Annotated in this window: 16 protein-coding genes; 12 read left to right on the top strand and 4 right to left on the bottom strand. The window is 67.9% G+C overall.

The window, feature by feature from the left end; translation table 11 throughout:
* Positions 1-217 precede the first annotated feature (217 nt).
* The 6 genes from FBZ89_RS00245 (at position 218) to FBZ89_RS00220 (ending at position 7,521) form a co-directional block, all read left to right on the top strand.
* Positions 218-2,155: an alpha,alpha-trehalose-phosphate synthase (UDP-forming) gene (locus FBZ89_RS00245; protein ID WP_211115049.1), complete on the top strand. Its 1,938-nt coding sequence runs from the start codon at positions 218-220 to the stop codon at positions 2,153-2,155.
* Entirely contained in the window at positions 2,136-2,963 is an 828-nt protein-coding gene (gene otsB, locus FBZ89_RS00240; protein WP_211115048.1) for a trehalose-phosphatase, read from the top strand. Before FBZ89_RS00245 ends, otsB begins: the two co-directional genes overlap by 20 nt.
* Before the next feature lie 207 nt (positions 2,964-3,170).
* Positions 3,171-5,309, top strand: a complete 2,139-nt coding sequence (locus tag FBZ89_RS00235; RefSeq protein WP_145748041.1) for a histidine kinase dimerization/phosphoacceptor domain -containing protein — start codon at positions 3,171-3,173, stop codon at positions 5,307-5,309.
* Positions 5,306-5,686, top strand: a complete 381-nt coding sequence (locus tag FBZ89_RS00230; RefSeq protein WP_145748040.1) for a response regulator — start codon at positions 5,306-5,308, stop codon at positions 5,684-5,686. The genes FBZ89_RS00235 and FBZ89_RS00230 overlap by 4 nt, the downstream gene beginning before the upstream one ends.
* A 156-nt stretch (positions 5,687-5,842) precedes the next feature.
* Positions 5,843-6,988, top strand: a complete 1,146-nt coding sequence (locus FBZ89_RS00225) for an FAD-dependent monooxygenase (RefSeq protein ID WP_145748039.1) — start codon at positions 5,843-5,845, stop codon at positions 6,986-6,988.
* A 23-nt stretch (positions 6,989-7,011) separates the two neighbouring features.
* Positions 7,012-7,521 carry a cupin domain-containing protein gene (locus FBZ89_RS00220; protein WP_145748038.1) on the top strand — a complete coding sequence of 170 codons (510 nt, stop codon included), beginning with the start codon at positions 7,012-7,014 and terminating at the stop codon, positions 7,519-7,521.
* Positions 7,522-7,545: 24 nt separating this feature from the next.
* Here FBZ89_RS00220 and FBZ89_RS00215 read toward each other — a convergent pair whose 3' ends face one another.
* Complete coding sequence (locus FBZ89_RS00215; protein WP_145748037.1) at positions 7,546-8,799, bottom strand: multidrug effflux MFS transporter; 1,254 nt, start codon at positions 8,797-8,799, stop codon at positions 7,546-7,548.
* A gap of 261 nt (positions 8,800-9,060) precedes the next feature.
* On the opposite strand from FBZ89_RS00215, the gene FBZ89_RS00210 reads away from it, so the two are divergent.
* Complete coding sequence (locus tag FBZ89_RS00210; RefSeq protein WP_145748036.1) at positions 9,061-9,720, top strand: TIGR02466 family protein; 660 nt, start codon at positions 9,061-9,063, stop codon at positions 9,718-9,720.
* Positions 9,721-9,746: 26 nt separating this feature from the next.
* Here the strand turns inward: FBZ89_RS00210 and FBZ89_RS00205 are convergent, their stop codons facing one another.
* Complete coding sequence (locus tag FBZ89_RS00205; RefSeq protein WP_145748035.1) at positions 9,747-10,220, bottom strand: Lrp/AsnC family transcriptional regulator; 474 nt, start codon at positions 10,218-10,220, stop codon at positions 9,747-9,749.
* Positions 10,221-10,352: 132 nt separating this feature from the next.
* On the opposite strand from FBZ89_RS00205, the gene FBZ89_RS00200 reads away from it, so the two are divergent.
* The 5 genes from FBZ89_RS00200 to FBZ89_RS00180 are packed head-to-tail and all read left to right on the top strand — an operon-like array spanning position 10,353 to position 16,428.
* On the top strand, positions 10,353-11,606 hold the full coding sequence (locus tag FBZ89_RS00200) for a thiamine pyrophosphate-dependent enzyme (protein ID WP_145748034.1): 1,254 nt from the start codon (positions 10,353-10,355) through the stop codon (positions 11,604-11,606).
* A 4-nt stretch (positions 11,607-11,610) separates the two neighbouring features.
* Positions 11,611-12,624, top strand: coding sequence for an alpha-ketoacid dehydrogenase subunit beta (locus FBZ89_RS00195; protein ID WP_145748033.1), 1,014 nt, complete (start codon positions 11,611-11,613; stop codon positions 12,622-12,624).
* A 4-nt stretch (positions 12,625-12,628) separates the two neighbouring features.
* Positions 12,629-13,912 carry a dihydrolipoamide acetyltransferase family protein gene (locus FBZ89_RS00190; RefSeq protein ID WP_145748032.1) on the top strand — a complete coding sequence of 428 codons (1,284 nt, stop codon included), beginning with the start codon at positions 12,629-12,631 and terminating at the stop codon, positions 13,910-13,912.
* A 4-nt stretch (positions 13,913-13,916) separates the two neighbouring features.
* On the top strand, positions 13,917-15,332 hold the full coding sequence (gene lpdA, locus FBZ89_RS00185) for a dihydrolipoyl dehydrogenase (RefSeq protein ID WP_145748030.1): 1,416 nt from the start codon (positions 13,917-13,919) through the stop codon (positions 15,330-15,332).
* Between the two features lie 13 nt (positions 15,333-15,345).
* Positions 15,346-16,428: a branched-chain amino acid aminotransferase gene (locus FBZ89_RS00180; protein ID WP_145748029.1), complete on the top strand. Its 1,083-nt coding sequence runs from the start codon at positions 15,346-15,348 to the stop codon at positions 16,426-16,428.
* Positions 16,429-16,483: 55 nt separating this feature from the next.
* On the opposite strand, the gene FBZ89_RS00175 is transcribed toward FBZ89_RS00180, so the two are convergent.
* Positions 16,484-17,515, bottom strand: a complete 1,032-nt coding sequence (locus FBZ89_RS00175; protein ID WP_211115047.1) for a DegT/DnrJ/EryC1/StrS family aminotransferase — start codon at positions 17,513-17,515, stop codon at positions 16,484-16,486.
* A complete protein-coding gene (locus FBZ89_RS00170; RefSeq protein WP_186457106.1) occupies positions 17,512-18,714 on the bottom strand; it encodes an acyl-CoA dehydrogenase family protein in 1,203 nt (400 codons plus the stop codon). Before FBZ89_RS00170 ends, FBZ89_RS00175 begins: the two co-directional genes overlap by 4 nt.
* Positions 18,715-18,861 lie beyond the last annotated feature (147 nt).

Genomic DNA, 18,861 nt, shown 5'->3' with positions numbered 1-18,861 from the left:
CGCTGCCTATGCGGATTTTCGGTCCCGCTTCCACCCCGGTTGCCTTTTTTGGAACACAATCTCGTCTCTAGAATTCCTATATGAATACTGAGGAACAGACCAATAGAAAACGCCGTTACGGCTATATCTGTTCGATCTGCGCGATATATGACCTGATTATTACAATCATAACACCAGGTCATAGTTTTCTTAACCGATAGGGTATGGGTGTATCACCATGATGGACATCGATTTGGGCGCGCTGCTGACGCAGGACTCCGCCGCCGTCTACCTGGTGGGGGCCAGCCTACTCTTATCCGTTGCGGCCCTTGTCCTTTCCGGCGCACTGCTGCTGCGCTGGGGTCGCAACCGCCATCCGCTGGTGGCTGAGGCCGCCATTCCCACCTACGAAGAGACGCGGCGCCAGGTTTTGGCGGAGGGGGACCGGGCGCCTTCACCCGTGGTCGGCGCGCGCGACGCCCACGCCGCGGCCCAGCGCGCCCTGCGGTCCACCAAGGGGGAGGGCGTCGCCACCGACCGGCTGGGCACCTGGACGCCGGACACGCTGCGCCACCTGCTGAAGACGGAGCTGACGGGGGCGCAGGTCATCGTCGTCTCCAACCGCGAGCCCTTCATCCATGATTTGGAGGAGGGCGGGGCGGTGAAGCTGCGGGCGCCGGCCGGTGGCTTGGTGGCGGCGCTGGACCCGGTCATGCGCACCTGCGCCGGCACCTGGATCGCGCACGGCAGCGGCTCGGCCGATCATCTGACCGTGGATGCGGACGACCGCATCGCCGTGCCGCCCGACAACCCCAGCTATACCCTGCGCCGCGTCTGGCTGAGCGAGCGTGAGGAGAAGCACTATTACTACGGCTTCTCCAACGATGGCCTCTGGCCCCTGTGTCACGTGGCCTTCACCCGGCCCAGCTTCAACGCCGAGGATTGGGAGGTGTATGAGGCGGTGAACCGGCGCTTCGCCGACGTGGTGGTGGAGGAGGCGCGGGATGAGCGTCCGGTGGTCCTGATCCAGGACTATCACTTCGCCCTGCTGCCCCGCATGATCCGCGAGCGGCTGCCCGACGCCGTCATCATCACCTTCTGGCACATCCCCTGGCCCAACGCCGAGATCTTCGGCATCTGCCCGTGGCGGGAACGTATCCTGGACGGCATGTTGGGCAGCTCGGTCATGGGCTTCCACACCCAGTATTACTGCAACAACTTCATCGAGACGGTGGACCGCTTCCTGGAAAGCCGGATCGAGCGGGACTCGTCGGCCGTCACCTTCGGCGGCCACACCACCCACGTGCACGCCCATCCCATCTCCATCGAATGGCCGCCCGCCTCGCTGTCGCGCCAGCCGCCGGTGCCGGCCAGCCGCCGGGCCATCTTCGACCGCTTCAACCTAGCGCCGGACATGAAGCTGTGCGTGGGGGTGGAGCGCTTCGACTACACCAAGGGCATCATCGACCGCTTCCGCGCGGTGGAGGAGCTGTTCAAGCGCCATCCGGAATGGATCGGCCGCATGGTGGTGCTGCAGGTGGCGGCCCCCAGCCGCACCGCCCTGCCGGCTTATCAGCAATGCCAGCGCGAATGCCTGGATTTTGTGGATGAGCTGAACGCCCGCTACGGCCACGACGGCTATCAGCCCATCCACCTGCTGAACGAATCCTACGGCAAGGACGAGGTCTACGGCCTGTTGCGGGCCGCCGACCTGTGCATGGTCACCAGCCTGCACGACGGCATGAACCTGGTGGCCAAGGAGTTCGTGGCCGCCCGGGAGGATGAACAGGGCGTACTGCTGCTCAGCAGCTTCGCCGGTGCCGCCAAGGAACTGCCGGAAAGCATCATCATCAACCCGTATGACACTTGCGGCACGGCCGACGCTCTGCTGCGCGGCCTGACCATGTCGCCGGAGGAGCAGCGCGAGCGGATGCGCCGCATGCGCGAAACGGTGCGCGAAAACAACATCTACCGCTGGGCGGGCAACATGCTGCTGGACGGTGCCCGCCTGCGGAAACGCCACCACACCGCCAATGTCACGGCCCGCCTGGCCAGGCAGCAGGCGGCGCGCGGCGCGCTCAGCCGCACGGCCTTGGGCCGTACGCCCCTGGGCCGCAACGTGGTGCGCCTGGTCAGCATGGGGAAAGGAAAGAACGTTGAGCCGAGCCATTTCTGAAGCGATGCCGTCCCCCGCCTTGGCGCCCGCCGCCGGGGACCGCTGGGCCCTGTTCCTGGACATTGACGGGACGCTGCTGGAGCACCACAAGGATCCCACCGGCGTGGTGGTGGATGACGAGCTGCGCACCCTACTGTCCAACCTGGACCGCCAGCTGGGCGGGGCGGTCGCGGTGATCAGCGGCCGGTCGCTGGCATCCATCGACACGCTGTTCCAGCCCATGGTGTTGCGCGCCGGCGGGCTGTTCGGGATCGAGCTGCGGCTGTCGCTGGACGAGCCGGCGGTGGCGGCGGAGGAGCCGCCCGCCCTGGCCGCCCTGGCGGAACGGGCTGAGGCCGAGCTGGGCCGCGCCCCCAACATCGTCATCGAGCGCAAGGGCCCGGTGTTGGCCATCCATACCGGGCCGCACCCGCAGTCCCTGGACCATATCACCCGGCTGGCCAAGGCGGCGCTGCCCGGCCTGCCCGACGGCTACCGGGTGGTCGAGGGCAATGTGGGCGTGGAATTGCTGCCGGCCGCAGCCCTCAAGGGCGATGCCGTCTATCGCTTCATGACCGTGGAACCGTTCAAGGGTCGCCGTCCCATCTTCATCGGCGACGACGTACCGGATGAGCACGCGTTCGAGAGCGTGCATGCCTTGGGCGGTATCGCCGTCAAGGTCGGCCGGCCGGAGCAGGCGACAGCCGCCCTGCACGCCTTGGCCGATGTGGCCGCCGTGCGCGCCTGGCTGGGCGACCCCCAGTTCCCCCTGCTGGACAAACTGGTCCGACGCGAGGTAACGGAGGCCGTGGGGGAGGTTGCCAGCTGACTTCGGCCAACGCCCTCCGGCCAACGCCCTCCGGCCAACGCCGGCCCCGGCGTCGTGAGCCTCACCCTGTGCGTGCAGGACTTGGTCAATCTAATCGAACGCGCGACTTGACGGGCGTACTGCCCGGCGCCACCGTTTAGGCACCCGCAAAGGTTTAGGGCCGGACTCCGGAAACCTTACGCGGTGTCCTTGCCGCGGAGGGCGCTTATGAGTTTGACGGACTGGTTGCTGGATCCATCCGGCCTCACGCCGCATGGCTTCTGCCTCAGTTGGCTGCCGGGCCTCATCTGGTTGCACGCCGGTTCCGACGCCGTCATCGGCTTGTCCTACTTCTCCATACCCCTGGCGTTGGCTTGGTTCGTACGTAAGCGTAACGATTTGGCCTACCGCTGGGTGGGACATTTGTTCGTGGCCTTCATCCTGGCCTGCGGCCTGACCCACATGCTGTCCATCCTGACCCTGTGGATGCCCGCCTATGGGATGGAGGGGGTGGTGAAGCTGGTCACGGCGCTGCTGTCGGTGGCCACCGCCGTCATGCTGTGGCCCCTGGTGCCACGCGTGCTGGCCCTGCCCACGCCGGTGCAGCTGGGCCGGTTGAACGCCGCCCTGACCCGTACCATCGAGGAGCAGGAGCGCACCGCCGCGCTGCTGCGGGAGAGCGAGGCCAAAGTGTTGGCCGTCAATTCCGAGTTGGAGCGCAGGGTGGCCGAGCGCACGGCCGAACTGCGCGCGGCCAACGCCCAGCTCACGGAGGCCCTGGCCGAACGGGCGGTGGCGCTGGAGGCCTTGGCCAGCAGCGAGGCGGAATACCGCGCCAGTTTCGAGGCGGCTGCCGTGGGCAAGGTGCAGGTCAATCCGGAGACCGGGTTGATGCTGCGGGTGAACAACGCCTTCGCCAGCATGCTAGGCTACCACCGGGCCGACCTGGCGGGTCGCATGGAATGGCCCGACCTGTTGTGGGGCGAGGATCGGACGGCGGAGGGGCTGGAGTTGGCGCGCCTGCTGGCGGGCGAGGCCAGCGTCTACGTCCGCGAACTGCGCTTCCGGCGCCAGGATGGCACACCTGTCTGGGGCCGCGTGTCCGCGACCTTGGTGCGTGGGGCCGGAATGCGCAAGGCTGGCGCCCGGCTGCCGCCCCTGCTGCTGGCGGTGGTCGAGGACATCGACACCATGCACAAGACGGCCCTGGCGTTGAAGGAAAGCGAGACGCGTCTGCGCCTGGCGGCGGAGGGCGCCAAGCTGGGCATCTGGGAATTGAATTTGGCGCGGGGCCTGGGCTGGGTGGATCGGCGCACCGCGGAGGTGACGGGCGGCACCCTGCCGGCCGAAACCTGGTTCCCTCTGTCCGGCCCGGAATACGCCGCCTGGGCCGACTGGATCCACCCCGACGACCAGGCGGAGCGCGCGGCCGGCCTGAGTCTGTTGCAGACCGGTGCTGCGGAGCTGGTGCAGATGCAGTACCGCGTGCGCCGGGCCGATGGCGATCCGGATGCGGCGGAGGGGGGCGGGGGCTGGATTTGGCTTTCCCACCGCAGCGCGATCGTGGCGCGCGATCCCGTCACCTGGGCCCCCACCCGCGCCACCGGGGTGCTGATCGACGTGACCGAACGGGCGGCGGCGGAGGCGGCGCTGCGCGAGGCCAAGGCGGACCTGGAACTGGTGGTGGCCGAGCGTACCGCCGCCCTGAAGCAGCGCGACCTGTTGTTGCGCGAGGTCTATCACCGGGTGAAGAACAACCTGCAAATCATTGACGGCCTTGTGATGATGCAGGCCTTGCAGCTGAAGGATCCGGATGGGCGCCAGGCGCTGATGGGGCTGCGCAGCCGGGTTTATGCCCTGGGCCTGGTGCATCAGCAGCTGATGGCCTCCCCTGATCTGGAAAGCTTCGACATCGCGCCCTTCCTGGATGAGCTGGCCCGCAACATCCTGCTGTCGGGGGCGGACGAAGCAGTGGAACTGGACATCGCCATCTGCCCGCTGACGGTCAATTTGGATTTCGCCATCCCCTTGGGCTTGCTGGTGACCGAGTTGATCACCAACTCGCTGAAACATGCCTTCCCGAATGGGCGTGGCACCATCACAATGGCGATGCGCCGCCGGGAGGAGGGCGACGTGCTGCTGGTGGTGGCGGATGACGGCGACGGCATTCCGGCCCCTTCATCGGTGGAGGAGGAGGATGGGGGCGGCTACAGGCGCGGCCTGGGCAGCACCATCGTGAAGGGTTTGGTGGCGCAGTTGGACGGAACGATCGCGATGCGGTTCGACAAGGGCACACGGGCGGAAATCATCCTGCCGACGCCGGTGCTGGATATGGCGGGTTCCCCCGTTGGGATGGCGGCGCCATGAGCGACGGTCTGCAAGACTGCGTCCTGGTGGTGGATGACGAATTCCTGATCGCCCAAACCCTCAGCATCCAGATCGAGGACATGGGGCTGATCGTGTGCGGCACCGCCGCGACCGCCGCCGACGCCATCGCCCTGGCCAAGGCCCAACGGCCCCGTCTGGTGCTGATGGACATGCGGCTGAAGGGCGTGGGTGACGGTGTGGACGCGGCCCTCGCCATCCATGAGTTGGTCGGCTCCAAGGTCATCTTCATCACCGCCTCGCGCGAACCGGCGATGCTGGAACGCATGAACCAGGACCATCCCGCCGCCATCCTGTACAAGCCGGTATTCGGCCGGCAGTTGCAGACGGTGGTGCGCGAGGTGCTGGCGGCGGATTAGGCCGGCCGGCAACGGTTGCGCCGGCGACCCATCCGCCGGACAGCTGCCAAGCTATCTTTCAAATCAATTTTAACAATAGCTGAGCGGCTCCTAGGATCGCCCGTGACGTGCCCCTTTTGAGAGGGCGCGCTAGGGAAGAAACGGGAGAAGTTGGCGATGCCTCAGTCCTCACCGCGCGCGGACCGCGCCCCCATCCTTGTCCTGGGCGGCGGCATCGGCGGCATGTCCTTCGCCATCCTGGCCAGACGCGCCGGGTGGCCCGTGCATGTGGTGGAAGCCGATCCCAACTGGCGTGTCTATGGCGCCGGCATCACCGTGACGGGGCCCACATACCGCGCCTTCCGGACCCTGGGCATCCTGGACGACCTCAGGGCCCAGGGCTTTCATGTGACGGAGGGCGGGCGCCTGTGCGCCCCCAACGGCATGGCTGTGGCCGACCTCCAGGACAGGCCCATCCAGCCCGACCTGCCGGTGTCCGGCGGCATCATGCGGCCCGACCTACACGCCCTGCTGTCACGGCTGACGCGTGAGGCGGGGGTACGGATCAGCCTGGGCCTGACCGCCACCGAATGGACCGACACCGGCGGTGGTGTGGACGTGCGTTTCAGCGACGGCAGCGCCGGCACCTATGATTTCGTGGTCGCGGCCGACGGCGCCTTCTCCAAGGCGCGGTCCTTCCTGTTCCCGGACGCGCGCAAGCCCGCCTACACCGGCCAGTATTGCTGGCGCGTGGTGGCCAAGCGCCCGCCTGAGATCGACCGCTCGCACTTTTTCGTCGGCGCGCCGGTGACCTGCGGCCTGGTGCCGGTCAGCCAGGATCTGATGTACCTGTGGCTGCTGGAAAACGTGCCCGAGATGCGCCGGGTGGACGAGGCGACGGCCTACCGGCGGCTGGCCCAGCTGCTGGCCCCCTTCGGCGGTCCGGTGGCGACCCTGCGTGAGAATTTGAACGCGGACTCCTGGGTCAATGTCCGCCCGCTGGAGGCCGTGCTGCTGCCCCGCCATCAGTGGTTCAAGGGCCGCAGCATCCTAATCGGCGACGCCGCTCACGCCACCACCCCGCATCTGGCGTCCGGCGCCGGCATCGCGGTGGAGGACGCCCTGGTCCTGGTGGAGGAACTGGGGCGCCATGACGACTTGGCCGCCGCCTTCCAGGCCTTCACCGACCGGCGCTTCGAACGCTGCCGCCTGGTGGTGGAAAGCAGTGTCGCCATCGGCAAGGCGCAGCAAGACCACGTCTCGCCCGAGATCATGGGCGCCATGATGGCCAAGGCGCAGACGGCGCTGCTGGCCGATATCTAATTCCCTGCAGAAAGTTCGACACCATGACCAGTGATTCAGGGCTGCCCGCCGTCCGCCGCGTGGTGACGGGGCATGACGCCGACGCGCGCGCCATCTTCACGTCGGACGATGAATTCCCCACCCGGCGCATCCCCTCGGGCGATGCCGCCTTCACCCTGATCTGGACCACCCCCACCGTCCCGGCCGACAACAACGACGAGACGGACGGCCGCCTGCGCGACGCCGGCCTGACCCTGGACCACGGCTCCGTCATCCGGGTGGTGGACATGCTGCCCGGTGGCGCCTCGCCCATGCACCGCACCAACAGCATCGACTACGGCATCGTCTTGTCGGGCGAGGTGGAGCTGGAGCTGGACGACGGCGCCAAAACCATCGTCGGTGCCGGCGGCATCATCATCCAGCGCGGCACCATGCACCTGTGGCGCAACCCCAGCGCCACCACCCCGTGCCGCATCGTCTTCGTCCTGATCGAGGCGCCGCCCTACCTGCACGACGGCCAGCCCCTGACCGAAGACAAGCCGGAGCACAAGTGATCCCCTGAAAACGCCGGGCGCCGGTCATTTCCCCATGCGCGGGTGGAACAGCTGGAAGCGTTCCGTCACCAGCACGATGGCCAGGGCGCCGACGCCGCAGCACAGGAACCCCCCGACCAGAGGCAGGGTGGTGCCGTCGAAGTGCTGGCTGATGACGAAGCCCACCAGGGCGCCCACCACCGTGCTGATGAACCCCTGGACCGAGGCGGCGGTGCCGGCGATGGCGCCCACCGGCTCCATGGCCATGGCGCCGAAGTTGCTGGTCGCCAGACCGAAGCAGAACATGGTCAGGGCCTGCAGCACGGTGAAGACCAGCAGGCTTTCCCCATGCCGGGCGATGAGGGTGTGGATGCCGGTGAACAGGATGAAGCCCAGCAGCGCGCTATGCGACAGGCGCCGGGTCCCCAAGCGGACGACGATGCGGGCGTTCAGCAGCGCGGACACGGCCAGCGACATGCCGGTCAGGGCGAAGATCAGCGGGAACAGCTGCGGCGCCTTGAACACCTCTTCGAAAATGGGCGGCATGCTGTTGAGGTAGGCGAAGACGGCGCTGATCATCAGGGTCTGCGCCAGGGTGTAGCCGATGGCCTGGCGGTCCGTCACCGTTTGCCGGACGGCGGACAGGATGGTGGGCACGTCGATGGGCCGGCGGTATTCCGGGTGCAGCGTTTCCGGCAGGCGCCGCCACAGCCAGAGGACCACCGCCAGGGCATAGGCGGCGAGGCAGGCGAAGATGGCGCGCCACGGTGCCACCAGCATGATCAGCTGCCCCAGGCTGGGCGCCAGGATGGGCACAGCCAGCAGGATCATGAAGGCCAGCGACATGACGCGCGCCATCTGCCGCCCGGCATAGCAGTCGCGCACCACGGACACGACGACGATGCGGGTGGAGGCGACGGCGATGCCCTGAACCACGCGCACGGCCAGCAGCAGCTCGAACGTCGGCGCCAGGGCCGCCGCCAGGTTGCCCAGGGCGTAGAACACGATGCCCCACAGCAGGATGGGCCGGCGACCATAGCGGTCGGAGATGGGGCCATACAGGATTTGCGCCCCGCCGAACCCCAGCAGGAAGGCGGTGACGATCCACTGCCAGCGCGGCTCCTCCGTCACCCCCAGCGAGCGGCCGATCTGGCCCAGCGCCGGTAGCATGCTGTCGGTGCCCAGCGCGTTCATCGCCATCATGGCCGAGACCATCAGGACGAATTCGGTGAAGCCGATGCCGGCATGGGGATCATCCTTGCGGACGTCCGGCGGTGGCGCGTCGGTGGCCAACTGCATGGATGCGCGTTCCGTGGGCGGTGCCGGTCCCGGGACCTCCGCGGGCGGGGCGGGGGCCTGGGCCGATCTTCGTTTTGGGACATGCCCTGGTTATTAAGGGCCCTGGTGATAAGGGCGAACGCCCCCAGGGGGTTCCTTTATACCCAAAGCGCCCGGCCTGCAGCCTACTGTTTTCGGCGTAGGCGGGTTGACCGGGGAGGCGCCGGCCTTTTTCTCCTGGCGCGATTGACGCCACCGCGCCGCCCGGTTAAAGCCCAGGGCATGACCGACGATACCCCCGCCTCCACGCCCGCCGCCACCCCGTCCGATACGCAGGTCGACGCCCTGTTCGTCACCCGCGTCTACCGGGCCGAGCTGGCGGAGATGCTGCCCCTGAATGAAGAGGTGGCGGCCTGCTGCCTGACGGCGGCGGAGGATGACGGCGCGGGGCAACGCTGGTCGGACAAGCACGGCTACACCGGCTATACCAGCTACGCCTCGTTGGACGATCTCATCTGGCGCTTCCCCATCCTCAAGAAGCTGAAGGCCCAGCTGGACCGTCATGCCAAGGCCTACGCCAAGGTGCAGGATTGGGATCTGGGCGGCCGCAAGCTGGAATTGGACAGCCTGTGGATCAACGTGCTGGATCCGGGCGGCTTCCATGGGTCGCACATCCATCCCAACAGCGTCATCAGCGGCACGTATTATGTGCGGGTGCCGGCCGGGGCGTCGGTCCTGAAATTCGAGGATCCGCGCCTGCCCTTCATGATGGCGGCCCCGCCGCGCAAGGCCAAGGCCGACCGCGCCTCGCAACCCACCATCGCCGTGACCCCGCGGGAAGGCACCCTGCTGATGTGGGAAAGTTGGCTGCGGCATGAGGTGGCGCTGAACCGCGCGGATGAGGAACGCATCTCCCTCAGCTTCAATTACGCCTGGCGCTGATTTTCCTGCCCGGCCCGTGGCGTCTTTCAGGCCGCGATGGGCAGGCTGGTGGTCAGCTTGACGCAGCTGAGGGCGAAGCGGGAATTGACGGCCGCCACCCCCGGCAGGTGCAGCAGCACCTTTTTCAGGAAATGCTCATAGCTTTCCACGCTGCTGACGATGATGCGCATGAGGTAGTCGCCCTCGCCGCCGGCCATGCAAAAGCACTCCACGATTTCCGTCCGGGCGCGCACCACCTGCTCCAGCGCCTCCAGCGTTTCCTCGTCATGCTGTTTCAGCCGCACCTCGGCGAAGACGGTGATGGGCAGGTCCAGGGCCTTGGCATTCAGCAGCAGGGCCCGGCCCAGAATGATGCCCTCCTCCTCCAGCCGCTTCAGCCGGCGCCAGCAGGGGGTGTGCGACAGGCCGACCTTGGCCGCCAGGTCGGCGGTGGAGATGTCGGGATTTTCCTGCAAGGCCAGGAGGATACGCCGGTCTAGGCGGTCCAACGCAATCGCCATCCTAAAATCTCCCCGTTTCGCGCGTTGTCCATTTCTATTACAAGCTGACTTAAGGCGTATCAGATATTTTTTTTCCAGGTCCCACCCCACATCCTTGGGGGCAACAGGAAGGCACGGGAGGGACCAGGAAACATGTCACCCCAAGACCCAATCGGCGCGTCCAGCCGGCCGCCGTTACAGCTGCACATACCGGAGCCGCCGGCCCGGCCGGGCCAGGCGCCCCGCTTCGACCATCTGCCCTTTTCCCCCGCCGGCGCCATCCGCCGGCCCGACCCGGGCGTGGCGGAGCCGGAGATGCGCGACCTGCCCTACGGCCTCATCCGCGTGCTGGATGACGAGGGCCGGGCGGTCGGCCCCTGGGACCCCGGCCTGGATGCCGAGACGCTGCGCCGCGGCCTCAAGGTCATGGCCCAGACCCGCGCCTTCGACGACCGCATGTTCCGTGCCCAGCGGCAGGGCAAGACCAGCTTCTACATGAAGTCGACGGGGGAGGAGGCCATCGGCGCCGCCCAGTCCATGATGCTGGACCGCGACGACATGTGCTTCCCCACATACCGGGTGCTGAGCTGGCTGTGGGCGCGGGACTATCCCATGCTCGATCTGGTCAACCAGATCTTCTCCAACGAGGGCGACCCGCTGAAGGGCCGCCAGCTGCCCATCCTGTTTTCCGCCCGCGACTACGGCTTCTACTCGCTGTCGGGCAACCTGGGCACGCGCTTCAGCCAGGCGGTGGGCTGGGCCATGGCCTCGGCCTATCGCGGCGACACCAAGATCGCGCTGGCCTATGTCGGCGACGGCACCACGGCGGAGGGCGACTTCCATGAGGCGCTGACCTTCGCCGCCGTCTACCGCGCCCCGGTCATCCTGTGCGTCACCAACAACCAGTGGGCCATTTCCAGCTACGCCGGCATCGCCGGGGCGGAATCCACCACCTTTGCCGCCAAGGCCATCGCCTACGGCCTGCCAGGTCTGCGGGTGGACGGCAACGACTTCCTGGCGGTATGGGCCGCCACCGTCTGGGCGGCGGAACGGGCGCGCACCAACAAGGGCGCCACCCTGATCGAGTTTGTGACCTACCGCGCCGCCGGCCATTCCACCAGCGACGACCCCACCCGCTACCGCCCGGCGGAGGAGGCGGCGTGCTGGCCCCTGGGCGACCCTATCGAGCGGCTGAAGACCCACCTGATCGCGCGCGGCGAATGGTCGGCCGAGCGCCACACCCAGATGGAGGCCGAACTGGCCGACGGCGTGCGCGCCGCGGTGAAGGAAGGCGAACGCATCGGCACCCTGGGCCAGTCCAAGCCGCCCGTGCGCCAGATGTTCGAAGACGTGTTCAAGGAGCCCGATTGGCGCGTCCTGGAACAGCGCCGTGAACTGGGGGTCTGATCCCATGCCCAAGATGGACATGATCCAGGCGCTGAACTCCGCCCTGGATGTGATGATGAGCCGGGACCCCGACGTCCTGGTGTTCGGCGAGGACGTGGGCTATTTCGGCGGCGTCTTCCGCGTGACCGACGGCTTGCAGAGGAAGCATGGACTGAAGCGCTGCTTCGACACGCCTATTTCCGAGGGCGGCATCATCGCCACCGCCATCGGCATGGGCGCCTACGGCCTGCGCCCGGTAGCGGAAATCCAGTTCGCCGACTACATCCTGCCGGCCTTCGACCAGCTGGTGTCGGAAGCCGCCCGCCTGCGCTACCGCTCGGGCGGGGAGTTCTGGGCGCCCATCACCGTGCGCTCCCCCTACGGCGGCGGCATCTTCGGCGGCCAGACCCACAGCCAAAGTCCGGAGGCCATCTTCGCCCACGTCACGGGCCTGAAGACGGTCATCCCCTCCAACCCCTATGACGCCAAGGGCCTGCTGATCGCGTCCATCGAGGATGACGACCCCGTCATCTTCCTGGAGCCCAAGCGCATCTACAACGGCCCCTTCGATGGCCACCACGACCGCGCGCTGAAGACCTGGGCGGAGTCTCCCGGCTCTGACGTGCCGGAGGGGCACTACACCGTGCCGCTGGGCAAGGCGGCGGTGGTGAGGGAAGGGCGCGAGGCCACGGTGCTGGCCTATGGCACCATGGTGCACGTGGCCAAGTCGGGCATCGAGGAATCCGGCGTGGATGCCGAGCTGATCGATCTGCGCAGCATCGTGCCGCTGGACATCGACACCATCGTCGCCTCGGTCAGGAAGACCGGCCGCTGCATCATCCTGCATGAGGCCTCGCGCTTCGGCGGCTTCGGCGGCGAGCTGTCGTCCCTGGTGCAGGAGCGCTGCTTCTATCACCTGAAAAGCCCCATCGGCCGCGTGGCGGGCTGGGATACGCCCTACCCGCATGCCTTCGAATGGGACTATTTCCCGGGCCCCGCGCGCCTCGCCGCGGCCCTGAAGCGCGTCATGGAGGATTAAGCCCATGGGCACCTACCTGTTCCGCCTGCCCGACGTGGGCGAAGGCGTGGTCGAGGCCGAGATCGTCAAATGGCGGGTGCAGCCGGGCGATGCTGTGCGCGAGGACCAGGACCTGGTCGATGTCATGACCGACAAGGCCACGGTGGAAATGAGCGCCCCCGTGGACGGCGTGGTCACCGCCATCCATGGCGAGGTCGGCCAGATGATGGCCGTGGGCAGCGTGCTGGTGGAACTGGAGGTGGAGGGGGCCGGCAACGCCGACGCCGCCCGCCCGGCGCCCAAGGCGGAAGCGCCTAAGCCCGAGCCGAAGCCGGAACCGGCAAAGATTGAGGCTAAGCCCGTGCCCAAACCGGTGGAGCAAGCCAAGCTCCAGCCGGCCAAAGCGAAGGCGGCGGCCTTCACCACCCGCCTGGCCGAGGATGCGCCGCTGGCGGCACCGGCCACCCGCCGGCGGGCGCATGAGCTGGGCATCCCGCTGCAGTACGTGCCCGGCACCGGCCCCGGCGGCCGCATCACGCCGGAGGACCTGGACGCCTATATCGCCGGCGGCGGCGCCATCCCCACGGGCGACGCGCGCTACACCGCGCGGGACGGGGTGGAGGAGACCAAGATCATCGGCCTGCGCCGCAAGATCGCGGAGAAGATGCAGGACTCCAAGCGACGCATCCCCCATTTCACCTATGTGGAGGAATGCGACCTGACGGAGCTGGAGGCCCTGCGCCAGGATCTGAATGAGAACAAGCAGCCGGCCCAGCCCAAGCTGACCCTGCTGCCCTTCTTCATGCGCGCCGTGGTGCGCATCCTGCCCGAGTTCCCGCACATCAACAGCCGCTACGATGATGATGCCGGGGTGCTGCACACCTATGACGGCGTGCACATCGGCATCGCCACACAGACGCCCAACGGCCTGATCGTGCCGGTGGTGCGCCATGCCGAGACGCGGGACCTGTGGGACTGCGCCGCCGAGCTGGCGCGCGTGTCCAAGGCCGCCCGCGACGGCACCGCGACCCGCGATGAACTAAACGGGTCGACCATCACGCTGACCAGCTTAGGCGCCCTGGGCGGCATCGCCGCCACGCCGGTGATCAACCATCCCGAGGTCGCCATCATCGGCCCCAACAAGCTGGTGGAGCGGCCGGTGGTCAACGGCTCCTTCATCACTGTGCGCCGGATGATGAACCTGTCGTCCTCCTTCGATCACCGCATCGTCGACGGCTATGACGCCGCCCGTTTCATCCAGCGGCTGAAGCGCCTGCTGGAACACCCCGCCCTTATCTTCATGGACTGACGTCATGGCCGAAACCATCAAGACACCCGTCCTCACTGTTGGCGTGCTTGTCGTTGGCGGCGGGCCCGGCGGTTACGTCGCCGCCATCCGCGCCGGCCAGCTGGGGCTGGACACCGTGCTGGTGGACGCCGATCGCCTGGGCGGGACCTGCCTCATCCGTGGCTGTATCCCGTCCAAGGCGCTGATCCACGCCGCCGGGCTGTACGAGGAAATGACGCTGGCGGCGGCCTCGTCCGGCCGCTTCGGCATCCACCTGGACGCCAAGCCGGCGCTGAACTTCACCGAGACCATGGCCTGGAAGGAGGGCGTGATCGACCGGTTGAACGGCGGCGTCACCGCCCTGCTGAAGCGGGCGAAGGTACGCACCCTGGCCGGCAGGGCGGTGTTCAGCGACGCCAAGCGCTGCACCGTGGAGACGACGGACGGCCCCGTCACCGTGGTGGCGGAAAACGTCATCCTGGCCACCGGTTCCCTGCCGGTGGAACTGCCCAACCTGCCGTTCAGCGATAAAGTCATCTCCTCTACTGGCGCCCTGTCGCTGACGGCGGTACCCAAGCGGCTGGTGGTGGTGGGTGCGGGCTATATCGGCCTGGAATTGGGCATCGCCTACGCCAAGCTGGGTGCCCAGGTCACGGTGGTGGAGGCACAGGACCGCATCCTGCCGCTGTACGATGCCCAGCTGACCCAGCCGGTGCGCCGTTGGCTGGAAAAGCACGGTGTCACGTTGCATCTGGGCGCCAAGGCCCTGGGCCAGGAAGGTGAGGGCCTGGCCATTGAGACCAAGGAGGGCGCGCGCCAGATGCTGCCGGCCGACCATATCCTGGTCACGGTCGGGCGCCGGCCCAATACCGAGGGCTGGGGACGCGAGGCGATGGGCCTGGCCATGAACGGCCGCTTCATCGCCGTGGACGACCGCTGCGCCACGCCGACGACGGGCGTCTACGCCATCGGCGATGTGGTGGGTGAGCCCATGTTGGCGCACAAGGCCTCCGCCCAGGGCGAGATGGTTGCGGAGATCATCGCCGGGAAGCGCCGTCGTTTCGACCCCGCATCAATCGTGGCGGTCTGCTTCACCGAGCCGGAGATCGTGACGGCGGGCTTGGGCCCCGACGAGGTGCCGGCGGGGGTGGAAACGGTGGTGGGGCAATTCCCCTGGGCCGCCAACGGCCGCGCCCTGTCCATGGACGCGGGCGACGACGGCGGCTTCGTCCGCGTGGTGGCGCGCAAGGCCGACCACCGCATCCTGGGCCTGCAGGCCGTGGGCCGCCACATCTCCGAACTCGCCGGCGAGTTCGCCACGCTGTTGGAGATGGGCGCCGTGCTGGAGGATGTGGCCGGCATCATCCACGCCCATCCGACGTTAAGCGAGGGCGTGCACGAAAGCGCCCTGAAGGCCCTGGGCCACGCCATCCACATTTGATCCCGGAACCACCATGACCTTCACCATCGAGCGCACCGCCCATCCGACCGACGCCGCCACCTTGGCCCGCATCCTGGAAAACCCCGGCTTCGGCAAGGTATTCACCGATCACATGGTGACGATCCGCTGGACGGAGGGCCAGGGCTGGCACGACGCCAAGGTCACGGCGCGGGTGCCGTTCGCGCTGGATCCGGCGGCGGCCGTGCTGCACTACGCCCAGGAAATCTTCGAGGGCATGAAGGCCTATCGCGCGGCGGACGGCGGGGTGACGCTGTTCCGGCCCGACGCCAATGCCAAGCGCTTCCGGGACTCAGCGGAGCGCATGGCCATGCCGCTGATTTCGGAAGAACTGTTCCTGGAGGCGGTGGAGCAGCTGGTGCGCATCGACCAGGCCTGGATCCCCGGCGGGGAGGGCGGCAGCCTGTACATCCGGCCCTTCATGTTCGCCAACGAGGCTTTCCTGGGCGTGCGGCCGGCGTCGGAGTACGTCTTCTGCGTGATCGCCTGCCCGGTGGGCGCCTACTTCAAGGGCGGGGCCAAGGCCATCACCATCTGGGCGCCCGAGAACTACACGCGCGCCGCCCCCGGCGGCACCGGTGCGGCCAAGTGCGGCGGCAACTACGCCGCCAGCCTGATCGCCCAGCTGGAGGCCAGCAAGCACGGCTGCGACCAAGTGGTTTTCTTGGACGCGGCGGAGCATCGCTGGATTGAGGAGCTGGGCGGCATGAACGTCTTCTTCGTCCGCGACGACGGCAGTCTGCTGACCCCGCCGCTCAGCGGCACCATCCTGCCCGGCATCACCCGCGACAGCATCATCCAGCTGGCGCGCAGCCTGGGCCACACGGTGGTGGAGGAGCCGTATACCCTGGCGCAGTGGAAGGAGGATGCCGCCACCGGCCGGGTGCGCGAGGCCTTCGCCTGCGGCACCGCCGCCGTGCTGGCGCCCATCGGCACCGTGCGCACGGCCGAGGGCGATTTCGTCATCGGCAATGGCGAGGGCGGATCGACCACCGCCAGCCTGCGCGAGCGCCTGGTCGGCATGCAGCGCGGCAGCCAGGCCCCGCTGGTGGATGGCTGGATCCGCCGCGTGATTTAAACCGTTTGATCAAGCGGGCATTCGACTGCGGGTGCCTGCCTTCGGTTCGGCGGCTTTACTCCGGGGTTCCTTGCGCCAGGGACGGGCGGGGGTAGTACAGCGGCACGCACCAGTGGTTCTTGGCCACCCAGTCAGTATTGGGCAGATCGGCCTCCACCCCCATGATGCGATGGCAGGGTAGCTCGTAGACCTTGCCGGTCGAGGTGGGGATGCTCTGGAAGACGATGTACTTGTAGAAGCCGCTGCTCATGCCCTCCGGCAGGCGCACCCGGTCAGGATGCAGCGGGTCCAGCACATCGCGGGCGTAGGCCTGCTTCCACGCCACGATTTCCGGCATGCGCCGGATTTGAACGGTGCCGAAGGCGGCGCGGAACTCGTCCATGCGGTGGTTCAGGCTTTGCACCTTGTAGCCCGAGCCCCGGCCGTAGTCCCGGTAGGACCGGGCGTGGCGCAACACGTCCTCATGTTTGCTGACCACCACGCCGCCCTCGCCGGTGGTGATGGTCTTGGTGGCGTAGAGGGAGAAGATGCCGGCGTCGCCGAAGCTGCCCGGCTTCTGCCCGTTCCAGTCGGCACCCACGGCGTGGGCGCAATCCTCCACCAGGATGATGCCCTTGTCCCGGCAATAGGCCGCGATCTTGTGGATGTCGAAGGCGATGTGGCCGCCGATATGGACGATGAAGGCCAGGGCCGGACGATGCCGTTCCGCCTTGGCCACGAAATCGTCGAAGGAACCGCAGAGGTCGTGGCGGTTGCAGTCATAGAACACCACCTCCGCCCCCGACAGCTGGGCGGCGCGGGGCGTGGCCAGGAAGGTGTTGGACGGGCACAGCACGGTGGCGCCCCGCACCTTGAAATGGTCCAGCACGGCCATGGCGCCGCCGGCCCAATTGTCGAAGGCGATCGCCGGCAGCTCGTTCCACCCCCGCCAGGCGTCCTCGAATTCTTCCAGATAAGCGGCGTGGCTCCATTTGTTGGAGCGCAGGATGGCGCGCCAGCGGCGCATGATCTCCTCCTCATCCCGGTCGTCGTAACCCAGGCTGAAGGGCAGGGGCGGGGAGGGGTTTTGGTCCGGCTGTCCGCTCAAAGCAACGTATCCTTCACGTCCAGTTGGAACAGGTGGGCGCCCAGCGTCCGGCCATAGATCTCATATTGATTGGCGGCGTGCTGGCGGGCGGCCTGGATGTCGGCGCAGATGCGCCCCAGCGGGTTGGCGACCGACAGGGCGGAGGCGCCGGCGGCCTTGAACAGGCGCCGTGCCAGCCGGTCGCACCGCTCCACCACCGAGGTGGCCTGGACGCGATACAGCATGCGGTCGGTGATGGGGGCGTCCCGGTCCTGGCGGGCATGGTCCAGCATACGGTCGAAATTGCCTTCCAGGGTGCGGGTCATCTCGTCAAGCTCGGCTGCCGTCTCGCCGCAGGCCAGCTGGGCCACGGGGTCCACCAGGGGGCCGCCGCCATTGGGGCCGGCGCGCCGGCGGCTATGCTCGATGAAGGCATCCAGCATGCCGCGCAGGCCGCCCAGCGCCGGGGTGGAAATGGCGCGGAACAGCATCTGGGGCAGGGGGATGTGGTAGAGCGGCGCCAGGTTCACGGCCCGGCCCGGTCCCCCGATCAGGAAACGTTCCTGCACCCCATGGCGACGGTGGGCGGGGACGAAGCCATCCTCCACCGACACGTCATGGCTGCCGGTGCCGCGCAGGCCGATGGTGTCCCAGCTGTCGTGGATGCGCACATCGGCGCGCGGCACCAGGAAGATGACATGCTCCGGCGTGTCCCCTTCCTCCGACGCCGCCATGGCGCCCAGCATGAACCAGTCGGCGTGGTCGGCGCCGCTGGAAAAGCCCCAGCGGCCGCTGAGGCGGAAACCGCCCGGCACGCGCGTGGCCTTGCCCGCCGGCATGTAGCTGCAGGCCAGCAGCGCCGTCGGATCATCCCGCCAGACATCGTCCTGGGCCTGCGCCGGCAGCAGCGCCAGATGGAAGGCCACCATGCCCATGACGCCCTGCAGCCAGCCGATGGACATGTCCCCGGCGGACAGGGCCGCCTGCACGGCGAAGAAGGTCGCGGGATGGCATTCCGCCCCGCCATAACGCCGGGGCTGCAGCAGGCGGAACAGGCCGGCCCGCTTCAGGGCGTCGATCAGGGCCGCGGGGGCGCGGCGCTCACGTTCCCCCTCCGCCTTCAGGGTGTCGATCAGCGGCAGCAGCGCCTGGGCGCGGTGCAGAATGCCGACGGGCGACAGGTCGTCAGCCACCGGCGGCGCATCCAGAACTGCTTCCAACCCTGCTTCCGGCATGGGGCCTGCCCCCTTGTTTTTGTCCTGGACGGAAGGGCCGGCAACCCCGCCCGAGGGGAGGCCGCCGGACCAGTGGTTGCATACCATATGAATACCAGCTTGTCCAGGTTGGCCGGCCATGCCACCCTGGCG

The organism is Nitrospirillum amazonense (genome assembly GCF_007828045.1).
GTDB lineage: Bacteria > Pseudomonadota > Alphaproteobacteria > Azospirillales > Azospirillaceae > Nitrospirillum > Nitrospirillum amazonense_C.
Note: the sequence above shows the minus strand (reverse complement) of the source record. Positions and strands in the feature narration are given on the sequence as shown.